Source organism: Corynebacterium sp. TUM25020 (assembly GCF_056388495.1).
Map to the genome: position 1 here is coordinate 41,089 of NZ_JBWJFG010000008.1, position 15,702 is coordinate 56,790.

Below are 15,702 nucleotides of genomic sequence, written 5' to 3' on the forward strand. Positions count from 1 at the left end.
ATGGCCCGACGGCACTCGGGTTCGAACCAACCCGGTTACCGCAATCGCTATGACCTAGAGGTTCCACAACCCGTTTCTGGTCGTCGCCGCAGGTTCTTCGGCAAGGTCGGCCAGGCGCAGAACCCGGGGACTTCTTTTCTTGACGCCATCGCCTCCAAAACGACGAAACCCCACTCAGACCTTGTTCAGGATGAGTGGGGTGATGAGCTGCCTTCTGCGGAATTGGAACGCCGCTACCTAGAGGAGCAGCGTCCACCGCATTGGGGTTAGTCCGGTGGACTTTAGTTGGCGTGCTTGCCGGTCGGCTCAGCCTCGCCACCGCGTTGCTCGATGAGCAGGTCTCGGATCTCGGCTAGCAGCTCAGTCTCGGTTGCAGTAGCCTCCTCCGGCTCAATGCCCTTACGGCGAGCGTTGATCTCTGCCAGCTTGTTCATCGGCATGATCATCAGGAAGTAGATAACGCCAGCGATGATCAAGAAGTTGAAGATTGCGGTCAGGATGCCACCGATATTGACGAAAGTGGCGGGGTTACCCTCACGCAGGTGGAAGCCAAGGCCAAACTCAGGGGATCCACCAACGGCTGCGAGCAGCGGTTCGATGATGCCACTGGTGAAAGCAGTAACGATTGCGGTAAACGCACCGCCGATGATAACGGCAACGGCAAGCTCAATAACGTTGCCGCGCATGATGAACTTCTTAAAACCTTCGAGCATTGTGCTGAAAGACCTTTCTTGTCCGCGACGCATGCGCGGTCAGTACAAGCAACTACATGACGGGAAAGAAACCGAGGTCGTTGATCACAGCGTCGACGACCAAGTCGTGCTCCCGGCTAGGGACGATGCGTGTGAACTCTTCGTGGTCCACCACTGCCCACACATTGATGTGTGAGGGGCGGTCGGCCAGTGCCCGGTCGTAGAAGCCACCACCTTGCCCGAGCCGTATCCCATGATAATCAATCGCCAGCGCAGGTGTAATAATTACATCCGCGCATGTTGGAAAAGTGTGAATCGCATTACCTTCCGGCTCAAGAATCCCCCAAGTTCCAGCAACCAGGTTCGGGTTTTCGGGGTGAAACTCGACCCATTCGAGGACAGGGACGTGAGTAGATCCTTCAACGGTGCCGTCGCTGGGGGAGCCGTTTGAAGCTGAGGCATTGTTTCGGGACACCCTTGGGAGAAGAACTCGCGCGCCAGTACTAGCAATAACGTCAGGGAGATCAGCGCCTCCGGGCTCGCCAGGTAAGGGGACATAGCTGGCGATAGTGAGAGTTGAGGGTGCTGCAGGCAATTTCGTGAGGGCTTTAAGAAGATGGGACTGGATTGCGCGGTCGCGCGCTGGGCGCTGATCAGTTCGGGCGGTGCGAGCGGCACGGACTGCGGCGCGGGCAAGTTTTTTGCTGGTAGAAAGATCTTTCATCGCCTTCGAGCCTACTGCAGAGGGCAAAATGCTTGATCTGGGAAAGAAAACTGTGCATAGGCGGTGTGTAGAGCACAAATCGGTTCATAGAAGCGCTACTATTCCGGCATGACTTCTAGCCCTACGATCTCCACGTCCGAGCAAGCTAACCTGCATACCGTTGTGGTGCCAGCTGCCGGACTTGGAACCCGTTTCTTGCCTGCTACTAAGACTGTTCCGAAGGAGCTGCTTCCAGTTGTAGACACTCCCGGTATCGAGCTAATCGCCAAGGAAGCTGCTGACGCGGGGGCTGGTCGCCTCGCTATTGTGACAGCCCCGAAAAAGGGAGGTGTGCTCGGTCACTTCGATACCGACGCTGAGCTGGAAAGCACGCTGGAACAGCGAAACAAGACCGAACAATTGGCAAAGGTTCGAGCCACCGATGGATTGATCGATGTGGTCGCTGTGGAGCAGGAAAAGCCTTTGGGGCTGGGGCACGCTATTGGGCTGGCCGAGGAGACGCTGGATGATGACGAGGATTGCTTCGCCGTCATGCTGCCGGATGACCTGGTGCTGCCGATGGGCGTGATGGAGAAGATGCTGGCCGTACGTAAGCAGTATGGTGGGTCGGTCTTGTGTGCCTTCGAGGTGCCACGTGAGGAAGTAAGTAACTACGGCGTTTTTGAGATCGACGAGGCTGACCACGCCGATGTCAAAGTCGTCAAGGGCATGGTTGAGAAGCCGGCGGTGGAGGATGCTCCGTCGAACTTCGTTGCAACGGGTCGCTATCTGCTGGACCGTCAGGTATTTGACGCGCTGCGTCGCACCAAGCCTGGTAAGGGCGGCGAAATTCAGATCACCGATGCCATCGAGTTGATGATCACCGAAGGTCACCCAGTACACATTATTGTCCACCATGGTCTGCGCCATGATCTAGGTAACCCCGGTGGGTACATTCGAGCTTGCGTCGATTTCGCGTTGCAGAATGAGACTTATGGCCCCAGCTTGAAGACTTGGCTGCAAGAGCGCCTGGCACAAGAGAACTTGGGATCATAGAGAACTAACAAGCTTTTTAAGCTGAAGGGAACCTCTCATGCGATCGGTTGAAGAACAGCTGGCAATCATCACCTCTGCGGCGGTGACGCCTGAGCCAGTGCGCATCGCCATCACCGAGACCCTGGGCCTGCGCTGTGCAGAAAGGGTCGAAGGTTCCGAACCTTTGCCGGGCTTCGATCAGGCAGCGATTGACGGTTATGCCGTGAGAAGCGTCGACATCCGCCAGGCACTTACCCTCGCGCGAGGCGGGGATCACGGTGATACGTCAGAGGGCGGTAAAGCGGCTGAGAACCTCAGCGGAGTGAAGGAAACCCTGCCGATCGTTGGCGATGTTACGGCTGGTTCTCTAAGGCCAATTCGCCTACAACCGCGCCAAGCTGTGCGCGTTGAAATGGGAGCTCCGCTGCCGACCCTTGCCGATTCTGTGCTGCCGCTGGACTGGGTGGAAAAGGAAGGCCGTAAAATCCGCCCGCTGGAAGCCATCGCGTCCGGCGAGTTCGTCCACCGCAAAGGCTCTGATGTTCAGCCCGGAGACGTGGTCGTCGAAGAAGGTGCCGTCATTGGGGCAGCTCAAGTAGGACTTTTGGCGGCAGTGGGACGCTCCAAAGTGCTGGTGTACCCGCGCCCGCGCCTGTCGGTGCTCTCCTTCGGACGCGAACTATTGGATATCGACCGTGACCCGGCCGTGGGACAGGTTTATGATGTGAACTCCTATGCGCTGGCTGCTGCTGCACGGGAAGCAGGCGCGGACGTCCACCGCGTCGGCATCTTGAGCGGTGAACCGCGCAAGATGCGAGAGGTTATCGAAAGCCAGCTACTCCGCTCCGAGGTAGTCGTCATCTCTGGTGCGATAGGCGGAGCCGCCAGCGATGAGCTGCGCGAGATTCTCTCTGAAATGGGAGAGATGGATATTCAGCGCATCGCTATGCACCCTGGCTCCGTAATGGGATTCGGCACCCTGGGACAAGACAAGGTGCCAACGTTCCTGCTGCCCTCTAACCCCTCGGCGGCGTTAGTGGCTTTCGAGGTTATGGTGCGTCCACTAGTGCAGCTGATTCGCGGACGTCGTCAGGCCACTCGCCGGGTGGTGTCCGCCCGCACGATTGCAGCCATCGCCTCTGCCCCTGGTCGGCGTGGATTTATCCGCGGTCAGCTGATGCGTGACCGCGAAACCCGGGAGTTCCTGGTGGATCCACTCGGTGCGGTCAACGGCGGCGAGCCGACCCACCTGTTAGGCAGCCACGGACAGGCAAACTGCCTGATCGTAGTTCCTTCCGACGTCACCGACGTGGCGCCGGGGCAGGTCGTTGACGTGCTATTCCTCAGCAACAAGGAATAGTCCGCTCGTGTTGCACCGCCTCCGCGCTGCTCTTTCCTCCGCAGCGCTCGAAACCCGTGCGTCGGAACTGCGAACGCGTACCGTCCTCAGCCGCGGTCATCTTTATGGGACTGCCGAAGACACTGATGACGCCTTCACTCCCGGCCTGCCAGTCTCTCTGCGTCCCATTCGCGCAAGCGATGGCTCTCAGTGGAGAGCTGCGCGCATCGAAGATCAACACTTGCTGCAGCCATTTGAACCAACCACAGCCGTGGGGTGGGACGACGCACACAGCCCGGAGGCGTGGCGCAAGAACTTCCACAATCTGCAAGTTCTAGCTGCTGATCGCCTTATCGTGCCAATGGTCATCGACGTCGACGGGGAGTTCGCCGGCCAATTGACGATTGGAAACATTCAATACGGAACTATCTCAAGTGCCTGGATTGGTTATTGGGTTCACTCGCGATTCCAAGGTAGGGGAGTGGCCACCGCCGCTGTCGCTTTGGGCGTGGATCTGGGGATGCAAGAGGTGGGGCTGCACAGGATAGAGGCAACGGTCATGGCGGAGAACGTGGCGTCACGAAGAGTCCTTGAGAAAACCGGCTTCCGTACCGAGGGGCACCTGCGTCGAAACCTGCACATTAACGGCCAATGGCGGGATCACTATCTGGTGGCACAGACGCAGGAAGAAGTGCTGCCTGAGGGGCTGGTTCGCAGGTTGGTGAATCGAGGACTCTTGGGGCTGGCTGTGAACCGCCAATAGCCTCGGCGTGGCACCGCAGATTAGCCCACTGCACGGGTAGCGTGGCAAGCACTTGACCACTCACGCTGCCCGCATAAAGAACCCGAGGAGAACTGATACTCGTGTCCGGCTCCCTTTTGCTCATCGCCGCCGTATGGCTGGTGCTGTTGGCGCCACTTTTGCTGCGCAACCAAAAACCCGTGCGACGGACTGCTCAGGCACTGAGTGAAACGAGGGTGCTGCACCGAGGGGGAAGCGAGCTTAATGCAAAGCGCAAGCTCAAGCCCGCAAAGGGGCTGTACATGATCTCCGATGACGAGGAGCTGGAGCTGGTAGACGCGGAGCCGGAGTACGTCTTGCTGGAAGACGAGGATTCCAACGCGAACAAGAAGAAGGGCGCGTCGCGTGGGCTGCGAGATCTGATGACTTCTAAGAGCTCTGCGGATGAGGAAGCCGAGAGGGCCGCCGAGGTGATTGATGGTGAGGTTGTGGAGACCATCGATGACGACGTAGAAGACACCGGCGACGTTGCCGAAAAGGTCGTTTCTTCTGACGTGAAGGCTCCCTCGGCGACCGCCAATGTGTCGGGTGCTGCTGTGCGCTACACCGCTCAGGATGAGATGGACACTGGAGAGTTTTCCCCGGTGAAGAAGGCAGAGATGAACGGTGAGGCAGACGCGGAAGGTGCTGATAGCGCCGCCTTTGCCGCGAGTTCCGACAGCACCGGTGGTGCCGAAGTTGCCGAAGAAAACGCTGAAGAAGACACCCAAGAAAACACTGAAGAAAACACCGCTCGCCAAGCTGCGTACGCCACAGTTCCTACCCAGTACGTGCGCGGCGGGGACGTGAAGGCGTCACCGGGCTTGGTCGATGAAGTCGACGCAGCTCCGGCAGGTAAGGCTGTGGATATCCTCGAGGATTCCGACGAGCTGAGCGAGGCCGACCTGAAGTACCTCGCTGCTCGCCGTGGCCGCGGCGTATATGACCCCGTGGCTTCCGCGGAGCTGGCTCGCCAGCGGCAGAATCGTCGCAAGAGGGTTCTGCTGGTTCTGCTCGCGCTGTGCGCACTAACTTTCGGTACGAGCCTCGCGCTGGGCGGCGCAGTGTGGCTGACCTTTATCGCAATGGTTGCATTCACTGCGTTCTATCTAGTTATGCTGCGCCGACAGGCCGTTGAAGAACGTGAACTGCGGCACCGTCGCCTGGCGCGCATGCGCCGCGCTCGCCTGGGCGTGCGCAACACTGAGGACGACGAGCTGGGTGTCCCGGATCGCCTCATGCGACCGGGTGCAGTGATCTTGGAAACGGATGACAACGATCCGGCCTTGAGCAATCTGGAATACGCCGACGGCGCCGACTTCTTCGACATGCCAGGCACCGAAACGCACGTGGATCCTGGGGCGAACTCCAACACCAACTTCACTAACCCCCGCATTGCCGATCGCGACGAAGAATACCTCGACCCGCGCTCCGGCATCCGCGCGGTATAGGAGCGATCCGCGCGCATGCTGAACCACCCCGCCACGCGTGACGCGGCTCTGCTGTTGGTACGCCTCGTTATTGGAGTGATTTTCATCGCCCACGGCTGGCAGAAAGTCTTTATCGACGGCATGGATGGCAAAACTGGAACTATTGCCACCTTCGAAAGATTGCATATTCCGCAGCCGAAAATAAGCGCCTGGGCGGCCGCCATTTGCGAGATGATGGGCGGAGCGATGCTCATCGCAGGCTTGCTGACCACAGCCGTAGCCGGACTGTTCGTGATCTACAGCGCACTGGTGCTCTACTTTGTGCACTGGTCAAATGGTTTCTTCGTTACCGAAGGTGGCATGGAGTTTATGTTGCTCTTGGTCGTCTCCCTTATGATGATTGTTGTTTTCGGTGCGGGACGCGCGAGCTTGGACAAGGCACTGTCGCGCTTCGGCTGAGGTTAATAAACACGCAAGAGACGGGATGAGCGCATGGACTGTCAGGAAGTCAGAACCTCCATGTCGGCCCGCTTGGACGGAGAGACTGCGGAGCTGTCCGACGAGCTCATTGATGCGCACCTCGCAGGCTGCGAGGACTGCCAACGCTGGTACGCCACCATCACCGCGCTGGGCCGTCGCATGAATCTCACCACAGCGCCCGCTGAAGAGGAATCGAACCCCGGTGCTGAACATGACGACCGAAAGGCCGCACTGCTAGAGCAGGTTCTTGCCCAAGCCGATAGCGATCCGCAGATCAGTGTGGGACTCCGCCGTCGCCAGCTGCCTTTCGCGTTCGGTCGTTTTGCCCTGGTAGGGGTCGCCCTGGTCTATCTCGTATGGGGACTGTCGCTGTTGTTCGGAGGGCCGATTGGGGACGACGCCGACTCGTCCCAACTCCACCTCGTTTCCGACGCTGCGACGATGCGCTTTGCCCTAGCTAGCGGATTGCTATGGGCGGCCTGGCGCCCCAAAGTTGCCTCTGCAGTCTTGCCGATCTACTTGGCCATGTGGGCTTTCGGCCTGGGTTTTGCCACCAGGGAAATCGTGCTGGGGCTAATAGGGGAAAGCGGCAACCTCAACGCCCTATGGCTGTTGTTTGTGCATCTTTTCGCAGTAGTGGCTTTGATTGTCGTGTGGGCTGGGCGACGAAACGTGTTCATGCCTCTGAAGCAATCCTTGCGCGCGCTCATGGCTCAGCCTGTCACTTTTAGCCCCAGCGATGCGCGCCGTCACTCTACGTACGAGGTAGGTCAACCTCGCCCGCGCGGATGGGAATAACCCATACCGTCGCCTACTTCTAACGCCAAGAAGGCAACCACATGCGCATATCGAAAGCAGCGTCACTGAGGGGTGCGGCTGTGTAAATCGGCAAGAAATACAGGAAATTCCAGACCACCAGCATCAAGTAGACGACGACCAGCAGCTGTCCAGGGCGAGCCTTGACGAATGTTCGAGGGGAGGAATACGGCTGGGCTACGCCCGGGCGCTGCCAGCGCACCAACTGACCCAGAGCCATAGCCAATGCGATGGCAAGGAATGGAACCAGGTTTGCAGCGTAGAACAAGTACATCTGGCGATCGAGGTTAAACAGCCAAGGAACAAATCCAGCTGCGAAGCCAAGAACCGGCACCACCCAACGGCGATCCTTGTGCACGATGAGGCCCCACAGACCCCACAACATCACTGGAACGCATACCCACCACACAGCGGGAGTGCCGACCAGCAGGATCACCTTATGGATACCTTCATCGTTGGAGGGACTGTAATACATTAGCGAACGGCTGGAAACGAGCCACGACCAGGGCTTTGATTCCCAGTTGTGGTGGTGGCCATTGGAATTGGTCAGCTCAGTATGAAAACGCAGGACAGACACGTGGTAGTAGATAAAATTCTGCACGGTGTCTGGCAGGAAAGACCAGAACCAACCCTCCGTAGTACTAGCGAACTCACCGGATTCCACTGCGTGACGGAACACTCCCGCTTCGGAGGCGAACCACGCGCGCCAACTGACGACGTACAGGATTACGGGCACGATCACGATGGAGAAGAAGGAGGGTACAGCGTCGAAGAAGGCGGTTCCGAGAAGGGGACGGGCTACGCCGAAACGGCGGCGTCGAAAATAATCAACCGCAACGATCGTCACGCCGAAAAAGGCCATGTAGTAGAGGCCATTCCACTTGACCGCCAGCGACAGGCCCAGCGCGACGCCGGCGGTAAAGCGCCACCAGCGATAACCCATGCGGGGACCAAAAACCGAGTCCTGGATGCGATCCGAAGCCCAGACGCGCTGGAAGCGATCCTCCATCTGCTCAGCATCGCGGACGGCGCAATAAGCGGCCAGGCACAAAAGAAATACCTGGAAATGGTCCAACATTGCCGAGCGCCCGGTGACGAAAAGAATGCCATCGCAAATGGCGATGGTGCCGGCGAACATACCCACCAAATCCGACTTAGAAATGCGCCGAGCAATGGAGGCGATCAGCAGAATCACAACGACAGCCAGCAGAGCGGACATAATGCGCCAGCCCCACGGCGTATAGCCAAAAAGGGCCATGCCTAAAGCTTCGATTTGTTTACCGAGCGGTGGGTGGACGACCAATCCATAACCCGGGTTATCCTCGATGCCGCCAATCAGCGGATTAGACCAGCTCTGAAAAATTTGCCAGGCCTGCGGCACATAGTGTTTTTCGTCGAACACGGGAGTGCTCGCATCCGTTGGCCGCTGCAGCATCATGAGGCGACTCAGGGCGCCCAGCACGCCGAGGGCGAGCATGATGCCAGTCCAACGGGTCAGTGTGAATGACCGTGCCCGCGCAGCGATAGTTGCCCGACGTGCGCTTTTCCGTGCCCTTTCGGGGGTTTTCGGGGTAGCTGCTTTCACAGGCGTCGTCGGCGGCGTGGGTGGGGTCGTTGACGAGGTCGGCACGAAAGACAACCTTAGTAGAAGCACCGGACAAGCGGGAGCAATGGCGGGCATACTGGCGGTTATGAATGATGCTGTTGATGCCGTAGCTACCGTTGATGCCAATGCGCTCGTCGCCCGCGCAGTCGAGAACCGTCCCTTGCCACGGGGCGGGATTATCCTGGCGGCCACGCCCTTGGGCAATCCACTGGATGCGTCTATACGCCTTATCGACGCCCTGGCGAGTGCCGATATCGTGGCCGCGGAGGATACCCGGCGTACTCGCACACTCGCGGACACACTGGGAGTGGAGATCGCAGGCAGGCTCTATTCAAACTTTGACCACAACGAATCCGAGCGGGCCGAGTTCTTTGTCGAGCAGGCTGAGCAGGGGCGTCGTGTGCTGGTGGTCACTGATGCAGGCATGCCATCCGTTTCCGACCCCGGTTTTCCGTTGGTCGTTGCTGCTCGGCGCGCCGGGGTTCCTGTGACCTGCCTGCCGGGTCCTTCTGCCGTGCCGACTGCCCTGGCGCTCTCGGGCTTGGGCATGGGGCATTTTGCATTTCTGGGGTTCGCGCCGCGCAAGGACGGCGCCCGGAGGTCATTCTTTCAAGCTTTTAGTGACGCCACCTACGCGGTCTGTTTCTTTGAATCTCCGCACCGGCTGGCCAAGACTCTGCAGGTGGCAGCAGACGAATTGGGGGAGTACCGCCAGGCAGCGGTGTGCCGTGAACTGACAAAAACTTTCGAAGAAGTAAAGGTTGGCGGATTGGGGGAGCTGGCTCAGTGGGCGGCTGAAGGTGTGAAGGGGGAAATATGCGTTGTGGTGGATGCCGCTGCAGAAACAGAGGAACCAGATGTTGATTCTCTGGTCGAACTGGTGGAGCAGAAGGTTGCACAGGGCGACCGGTTAAAGACAGCAGCCGGAGAGGTGGCGAAAGCCAAGGGAGTGAGCAAGCGCGAGCTTTATGAGGCCGTCCTGCGCGGTCGCGGGGAATGAAGCGGTTGAAAAGTTCCAGCGTAACCCCCACTATGTAAAGAATGACAGTGTCAAGAGAAGAAGTGTTAGCGAAAGAGACTGAAGAGGTGGATGCTGGCCAGCTCATGGATGAGTCTGAGCAGGATCAACCGATCGATTGGGTGGTAACCGGCAGTGCTGCGGCTTTGATTTTGGCAGTCGTACTGTGGGGCGTGTTCGGTGGCGATAGCTTCGCCGCATTCGCTTCTACTGCCCTGAGTTACGTGGTGGGCGACTGGGGCTGGCTGTACGTGCTGGCCGGAACCGTGTTCGTCGTTTTCATTCTGTTCATTGCGTTCAGCAAGTTCGGGCACATCCGATTGGGGAAAGATAACGAATCCCCAGAGTTCAACAGTGTGTCCTGGGTGGCGATGATGTTCGCTGCGGGCATGGGTATTGGCTTGATGTTCTATGGCGTCACTGAGCCACTGACCTATTACCGCAACGGCGTGCCAGGATCGAAGGATCACGACGTGGCAAGTTCCTTTGCTTCTACACTTTTCCACTGGGGCCTGCACCCGTGGTCTCTGTATGCCATCGTGGCGCTTGCTATCGCCTACAGCACCTTTCGCTTGGGGCGCAAGCAACTCCTCTCCGCAGCCTTCATCCCACTGATCGGAGAGAAACGCGCCGAGGGAGCACTCGGCAAGATCATTGATGTCGCCGCTATTTTCGCCACCGTCTTTGGCACCGCCGCGTCTCTGGGTTTGGGCGCTGTGCAGATTCAGTCTGGCCTGAAAGCAACGGATCTTATTTCCAACCCGGGTACTTCCGTGATCGTCGGCACGATTGTGATCCTGGGTCTGTGTTTCCTGGTTTCCGCTGCGTCCGGCGTAGGCAAGGGAATTCAGTACCTCTCTAATGCGAATATGATCCTGGCCGGTCTTATTGCACTATTTGTCCTGATTGCCGGGCCAACTGTGGTGATTTTGAATCTGATCCCGACTTCGCTGGGCAACTATTTTTCCCAGTTCTTCAGCATGGCAGCCCGTACCGCCGACTCGGGCGAGGGCGCGGGCGAGTGGCTGGGCTCTTGGACCATCTTCTACTGGGCATGGTGGGTCTCCTGGTCCCCATTCGTCGGGATGTTTGTCGCACGTATCTCCCGCGGTCGTACCATCCGCGAGTTCGTATCCGTTGTGCTCATGGTGCCTACTGTGGTCACCATCATCTGGTTTTCGATCTTCGGTGGCTCTGCCGTTCACGCAGAGGACACGGGCAACTCCATCTGGGGCGATGGTGAGGCCACCAGCCAGCTATTTAACCTGTTGCACACTCTGCCTATGGGCAAGGTCGCAAGTATCGTTGCGATGATTCTGCTGGCGACCTTCTTCATCACGTCCGCCGATTCTGCGTCCACGGTCATGGGCTCAATGTCGCAGCGCGGCAAGCTTGTCGCTAACCGTGGTGTCACGGTTCTGTGGGGTGCCCTGACTGCAGTGATTGCTCTCATGCTGCTGCTCACCGGTGGTGACGAGGCACTAACCAACTTGCAGAACGTCACGATCATTGCGGCAAGCCCCTTCCTGCTGGTGATCATTGCGTTGATGTTTGCCATCTTCAAGGCCTTGTCCAACGATCCTCTCTACCTGGATCAGAAGGCGCAGCGAGAATACGCTTTGCGCATGGCACGCGAGCGTCGCATCAACAAGCAGCGAGAAGCTGCGAATGCAAAGAAATCCCGGCGCGTCGAGGGAGCTGCCAAGGAAGCTGCCAAGGGAACTCAAGACGCATAAACTGACGCTATAGAAAAGCAGCCCAGGTAACCTGGGCTGCTTTCGCATCGTATAAGCGGATCACCTAATCTTAAGGTTATGTCTAAACGAGTTCTCACCTCAGTTGCATGGCCTTATGCCAACGGCCCCCGTCACATCGGCCACGTCGCCGGGTTCGGTGTGCCCTCGGATGTTTTCGCACGCTATCAGCGAATGGTCGGCAACGAGGTGCTCATGATCTCGGGCACCGACGAGCACGGCACACCGCTGCTGGTGCAAGCGGAAAAAGAAGGCACGACCGTTCAGGAACTTGCGGATCGTTACAACCGCATCATCGTCGAAGATTTGGCGGGACTCGGACTTTCCTATGATTTATTCACCCGCACCACCACGCGCAACCACTACGCCGTAGTGCAAGAGCTCTTCACCGGCCTTTACAACAACGGCTACATGGTCACCCAAACCACTCGCGGAGCCATCAGCCCGTCAACGGGGCGTACCCTTCCGGATCGCTATATCGAAGGCACCTGTCCGATCTGTGGCGCTAAGGACGCCCGTGGCGACCAATGTGACAACTGCGGTAACCAGCTGGATCCTGAGGATCTCATCGACCCGCGCTCCAAAATCAACGGCGAAACCCCGGAATTCGTCGATACCGAGCACTTCATGCTGGACCTTCCCGCTCTAGCCGACGCGCTGAGCACCTGGCTCAAAGGCCGCACCGATTGGCGACCGAACGTCCTGAAGTTCTCCCTCAACTTGCTAGAGGATATTCGCCCGCGCGCTATGTCCCGCGATATCGACTGGGGTGTGCCGATCCCCGTCGAGGGATGGCAGGACAACAACGCGAAGAAGCTCTACGTGTGGTTCGACGCCGTCGTGGGCTATCTCTCCGCGTCCATCGAATGGGCCTGGCGCATCGGTGACCCTGAGGCATGGCGCAAGTGGTGGAACGAACCGGAAGCGCTGTCCTACTACTTCATGGGTAAGGACAACATCACCTTCCACTCCCAGATTTGGCCTGCCGAACTGCTGGGATACAGCGGCAAGGGAGCCAAGGGCGGAGAGGCCGGCGAGTTGGCCGAGCCTGAGCTGAACCTCCCGACCGAGGTTGTGTCCTCCGAGTTCCTGACAATGTCGGGTTCCAAGTTCTCCTCTTCCAAGGGAGTTGTGATCTACGTCCGCGACTTCCTCAAGGAGTTCGGTCCCGACGCACTGCGTTACTTCATCGCCACCGCCGGCCCGGAGACCACTGACACCGATTTCACCTGGGATGAGTTTGTGCGCCGCATTAACTCCGAACTCGCAAATGAGTGGGGAAACCTGGTTAACCGCACGGTCTCTATGGCCTACAAGAACTTTGGCGAAGTGCCTACCCCAGGACCGCTCACTGCAGAAGACGAAGCACTGTTGGCCGAATCCGCCAAGGCTTTCGACGTGGTCGGCGACAACCTCAGCCGCTCTCGCTTTAAGGCCGGCATTACCGAAGCCATGCGCATTGCGGGTCGTGCCAACCAGTACATCGCCGCAATGGAGCCATGGAAGCTGGCGAAGGACGAATCGCAGCGCGAGCGTCTCGCCACGGTTCTGTACACCGCACTGCAGGTCGTCTCGGACGTCAACACCTTGCTCACCCCCTACCTGCCGTTCTCCGCGCAGAAGATTTATGAAACTCTCGGCGGGGAAGGGACTTGGGCAGCTCAGCCAGAGGTTATTGAGGTGACTGATGAGTCTCCGCGGGAGCCAATGGGCGTCGGCCTACCGGAAAAGGGACGTACGTACCCCGTCATCATGGGCGACTACACAAAGCAAAAGGCGACATGGGCACGCCAAGAGATTCAGCCCGGAACGGTACTGCACAAGCCAAAACCACTGTTCCCCAAGCTGGACCCAGAGCTGGCAGAGACCGGACCCGAGTGGGCTCCTGTCCAGAAGTAACGCGGAGCTAGTCCGCGCGGCGTAAACCCGTAATCGGCATCAGCACCTCGTGGACGGATTCCACGCCGCGCCATGGGTACGCATCCCAGCCACGGCGCTCAGCAGCATCCAAGTTGGCCTGGCGATCGTCAAAGTAAACCAGGGAAGCGTCCTCGTAGCCGGCTGCGGCCGCGGCCTGCTCGAAGCGACGGAACGCGCCCTGGTGGGGCTTAGTGAACCGCAGGTCGGGGGAGAAACAGGTGACGGCTGCACCATCGGTCCAATCCTGGCTCAGCACCGCCTCCATCACCGGTCGCGGCGCGTTGCTGAAAATGCCCCATGGCTGATCAATAGCGTTGAGGTGGTTCAGCAGGTTGAGCACAGACGTGTTAACGGTGGAGCACAGTCGGGTGTCCGTCTCCTGCAACTCGGCGAGGAGTTCCGGGGTAGGGCTTACCCCAGCTGCGCGGCAGAGCGTGGTGAAATAGTCGTTCGGTCCCATCGAAAGACTATAGCTTTCGCGGTAGCGGCCATAGGCGGCCTCGAAGCTGAACGGATCAGTGATGATGGTCGGAACGCTAGTCTGACTGCCGGTATTGTCGCGGGACTGGATGCTGGCGTGGCGGATCATCACAGTGGTGAGCTCGCGCAGAGTGTGGCGGCGCTGAACCAGTACGCCACCCAAGTCGAAGACGATGAAGTGTTCCATGGTCAGAGTGCTTTCCTTTGCAGTTGCAGTGGTGTGGGAAGTAGCTGGTGGGAACTAGTAGGTTTAAAGCTAGTGTGCCTCGCCTGCATGGCCAGAAGGTGGCGCCAACGCGAAGCTAAAACGAACCGGGGGTGAACAAAATGCCGACTGTGCGACAAGGAGCGCGTCGCATCCCTTCCGCCGTCGCTTTCATTGCGGCACTGGCGGTATTGCTGACTAGCTCCAACTTGCGCAGCCCTGTGAGCACTTTTCCGCCCATCGCGGACCAGGTCGCCGATGGGCTGGAGGCTTCCGGGCTATTCATCGGCTTAGTGGGAATGGCCCCTACCGCAATGTTTGCCGTTGCCGCGATCCTTTCTGGTCCCATGGCCAAGGCGTTGTCTTTTCGGGCCGTCATTAGCACGGCAATGGTGCTCGCTACCGCCGGATTTGGACTAAGAACTATCGCATCCAACGAGCTGCCGTTCCTTGCCGGCACCATGATCGGGCTGGTTGGGGTTGGTATAACCAACACCCTCTTACCCGCCGTGATTAAGGACTATTTTCCTTTCAAGCTCACGGTCATGTCCATTGCCTACATGGCAGTCGGGCAGGTCAGCATGGCCACTGCTTCTGTTGCTGCCGTGCCGCTCGCCGAACTCGGGGGCTGGCGTGTGGCGATCGGAGTGTGGGCCATCCCGCCGCTTTTGGCGCTGCTGTGCTGGGGTGTGCTTGTGTTCGCTGTGACTCCGGGAACCGCCAGCCAACGCGGTGGCGAGATGTTGCGACAAGCGCACCCACGGAAGCTGATGGGCGTCATAAACAACAAAAACAACGAGTCCCGCGGCGCCTATAGTCATATCTGGAAAAACCCCGTGAGCTGGGGGATTGTGGTCATGTTCGCCATGACCTCCTCGATTTCCTACTGCTTTATCACCTGGGCGCCAAAGATCATTGTGGAGTCCGGTGGCTCGGCACAGCTCGGTGGGGTTATCGGCGGAGTGTTCGCCATCGTCGGCACGGCGTCATCCTTCTTGGTGCCGTGGATGACCTCGCGCTTCGAACGCGGTGCGGCGGCGGTGACGATCCTCTCTTGTAGCTGCATGTTCGTTGCGCTGCTGATGGTGATTACTGACCCCATGCGCCTGCCGGTGGTGTGGATTTCGTTGGTGTCGCTGGGATGCTCGACCTTCCCACTCGGGTTGATGCTGATCGCCACTCGCACTCGCGAGCCGAAGGCCGCCGCGGTGCTCTCGTCGGGCGCGCAGGGCATCGGGTACACCGTCGCCTGCATTGGGCCTTTTGGTTTTGGTGCTCTTTATGACGCCACTGCGTCCTGGACCACCGGACTGAGTGTTCTCGTGGGATTCAATGTCGTCCTGCTGGGCGCGGGATTGGTGGCTAGCCGGAGGGTATTCGTCGACGATCGCTGACAGCCGAAGTCGGTTGCGGAAAGCCAGCCGCCACAGGGTACTAAGGTGG

Annotated in this window: 15 protein-coding genes; 11 read left to right on the top strand and 4 right to left on the bottom strand. The window is 58.8% G+C overall.

The window, feature by feature from the left end; all coding sequences use genetic code 11:
- The gene (locus AC05K6_RS08730; protein WP_476728333.1) at positions 1-270 is read left to right on the top strand and encodes a hypothetical protein; all 270 of its coding nucleotides are present in this window, start codon (positions 1-3) and stop codon (positions 268-270) included.
- Between the two features lie 11 nt (positions 271-281).
- Here the strand turns inward: AC05K6_RS08730 and mscL are convergent, their stop codons facing one another.
- Both mscL and AC05K6_RS08740 read right to left on the bottom strand, forming a co-directional pair.
- Positions 282-713: a large conductance mechanosensitive channel protein MscL gene (mscL, locus tag AC05K6_RS08735; protein ID WP_293790969.1), complete on the bottom strand. Its 432-nt coding sequence runs from the start codon at positions 711-713 to the stop codon at positions 282-284.
- Between the two features lie 52 nt (positions 714-765).
- Positions 766-1,416 carry a 5-formyltetrahydrofolate cyclo-ligase gene (locus AC05K6_RS08740; protein WP_293790970.1) on the bottom strand — a complete coding sequence of 217 codons (651 nt, stop codon included), beginning with the start codon at positions 1,414-1,416 and terminating at the stop codon, positions 766-768.
- A gap of 108 nt (positions 1,417-1,524) precedes the next feature.
- Between AC05K6_RS08740 and AC05K6_RS08745 the strand changes: the two genes are divergently transcribed.
- From AC05K6_RS08745 to AC05K6_RS08770, 6 genes are all read left to right on the top strand, one after another.
- Positions 1,525-2,451 carry a UTP--glucose-1-phosphate uridylyltransferase gene (locus AC05K6_RS08745; protein WP_293790971.1) on the top strand — a complete coding sequence of 309 codons (927 nt, stop codon included), beginning with the start codon at positions 1,525-1,527 and terminating at the stop codon, positions 2,449-2,451.
- A gap of 37 nt (positions 2,452-2,488) precedes the next feature.
- Positions 2,489-3,790: a molybdotransferase-like divisome protein Glp gene (glp, locus tag AC05K6_RS08750; RefSeq protein ID WP_473963751.1), complete on the top strand. Its 1,302-nt coding sequence runs from the start codon at positions 2,489-2,491 to the stop codon at positions 3,788-3,790.
- A 7-nt stretch (positions 3,791-3,797) separates the two neighbouring features.
- Positions 3,798-4,532: a GNAT family N-acetyltransferase gene (locus AC05K6_RS08755; protein ID WP_448308371.1), complete on the top strand. Its 735-nt coding sequence runs from the start codon at positions 3,798-3,800 to the stop codon at positions 4,530-4,532.
- A gap of 101 nt (positions 4,533-4,633) precedes the next feature.
- On the top strand, positions 4,634-6,001 hold the full coding sequence (sepX, locus tag AC05K6_RS08760) for a divisome protein SepX/GlpR (RefSeq protein WP_476728334.1): 1,368 nt from the start codon (positions 4,634-4,636) through the stop codon (positions 5,999-6,001).
- A gap of 15 nt (positions 6,002-6,016) precedes the next feature.
- Entirely contained in the window at positions 6,017-6,439 is a 423-nt protein-coding gene (locus AC05K6_RS08765; RefSeq protein WP_476728335.1) for a DoxX family protein, read from the top strand.
- A 60-nt stretch (positions 6,440-6,499) separates the two neighbouring features.
- On the top strand, positions 6,500-7,258 hold the full coding sequence (locus tag AC05K6_RS08770; protein ID WP_476728336.1) for a zf-HC2 domain-containing protein: 759 nt from the start codon (positions 6,500-6,502) through the stop codon (positions 7,256-7,258).
- Between the two features lie 19 nt (positions 7,259-7,277).
- Here the strand turns inward: AC05K6_RS08770 and AC05K6_RS08775 are convergent, their stop codons facing one another.
- Positions 7,278-8,753, bottom strand: coding sequence for a dolichyl-phosphate-mannose--protein mannosyltransferase (locus AC05K6_RS08775; RefSeq protein ID WP_476728337.1), 1,476 nt, complete (start codon positions 8,751-8,753; stop codon positions 7,278-7,280).
- 214 nt (positions 8,754-8,967) lie between these two features.
- On the opposite strand from AC05K6_RS08775, the gene rsmI reads away from it, so the two are divergent.
- The 3 genes from rsmI to metG all read left to right on the top strand — a co-directional run bounded on the left by rsmI (position 8,968) and on the right by metG (position 13,553).
- Entirely contained in the window at positions 8,968-9,882 is a 915-nt protein-coding gene (gene rsmI, locus AC05K6_RS08780; protein WP_476728352.1) for a 16S rRNA (cytidine(1402)-2'-O)-methyltransferase, read from the top strand.
- 41 nt (positions 9,883-9,923) lie between these two features.
- Entirely contained in the window at positions 9,924-11,636 is a 1,713-nt protein-coding gene (locus tag AC05K6_RS08785) for a BCCT family transporter (protein ID WP_448308375.1), read from the top strand.
- A gap of 78 nt (positions 11,637-11,714) precedes the next feature.
- Positions 11,715-13,553 carry a methionine--tRNA ligase gene (gene metG, locus AC05K6_RS08790; RefSeq protein ID WP_293790978.1) on the top strand — a complete coding sequence of 613 codons (1,839 nt, stop codon included), beginning with the start codon at positions 11,715-11,717 and terminating at the stop codon, positions 13,551-13,553.
- Positions 13,554-13,560: 7 nt separating this feature from the next.
- Here metG and AC05K6_RS08795 read toward each other — a convergent pair whose 3' ends face one another.
- Positions 13,561-14,241, bottom strand: a complete 681-nt coding sequence (locus tag AC05K6_RS08795) for an HAD family hydrolase (RefSeq protein WP_293790979.1) — start codon at positions 14,239-14,241, stop codon at positions 13,561-13,563.
- A gap of 149 nt (positions 14,242-14,390) precedes the next feature.
- Here AC05K6_RS08795 and AC05K6_RS08800 point away from each other — a divergent pair, with 149 nt between their 5' ends.
- A complete protein-coding gene (locus AC05K6_RS08800; RefSeq protein ID WP_476728338.1) occupies positions 14,391-15,653 on the top strand; it encodes an MFS transporter in 1,263 nt (420 codons plus the stop codon).
- Positions 15,654-15,702 lie beyond the last annotated feature (49 nt).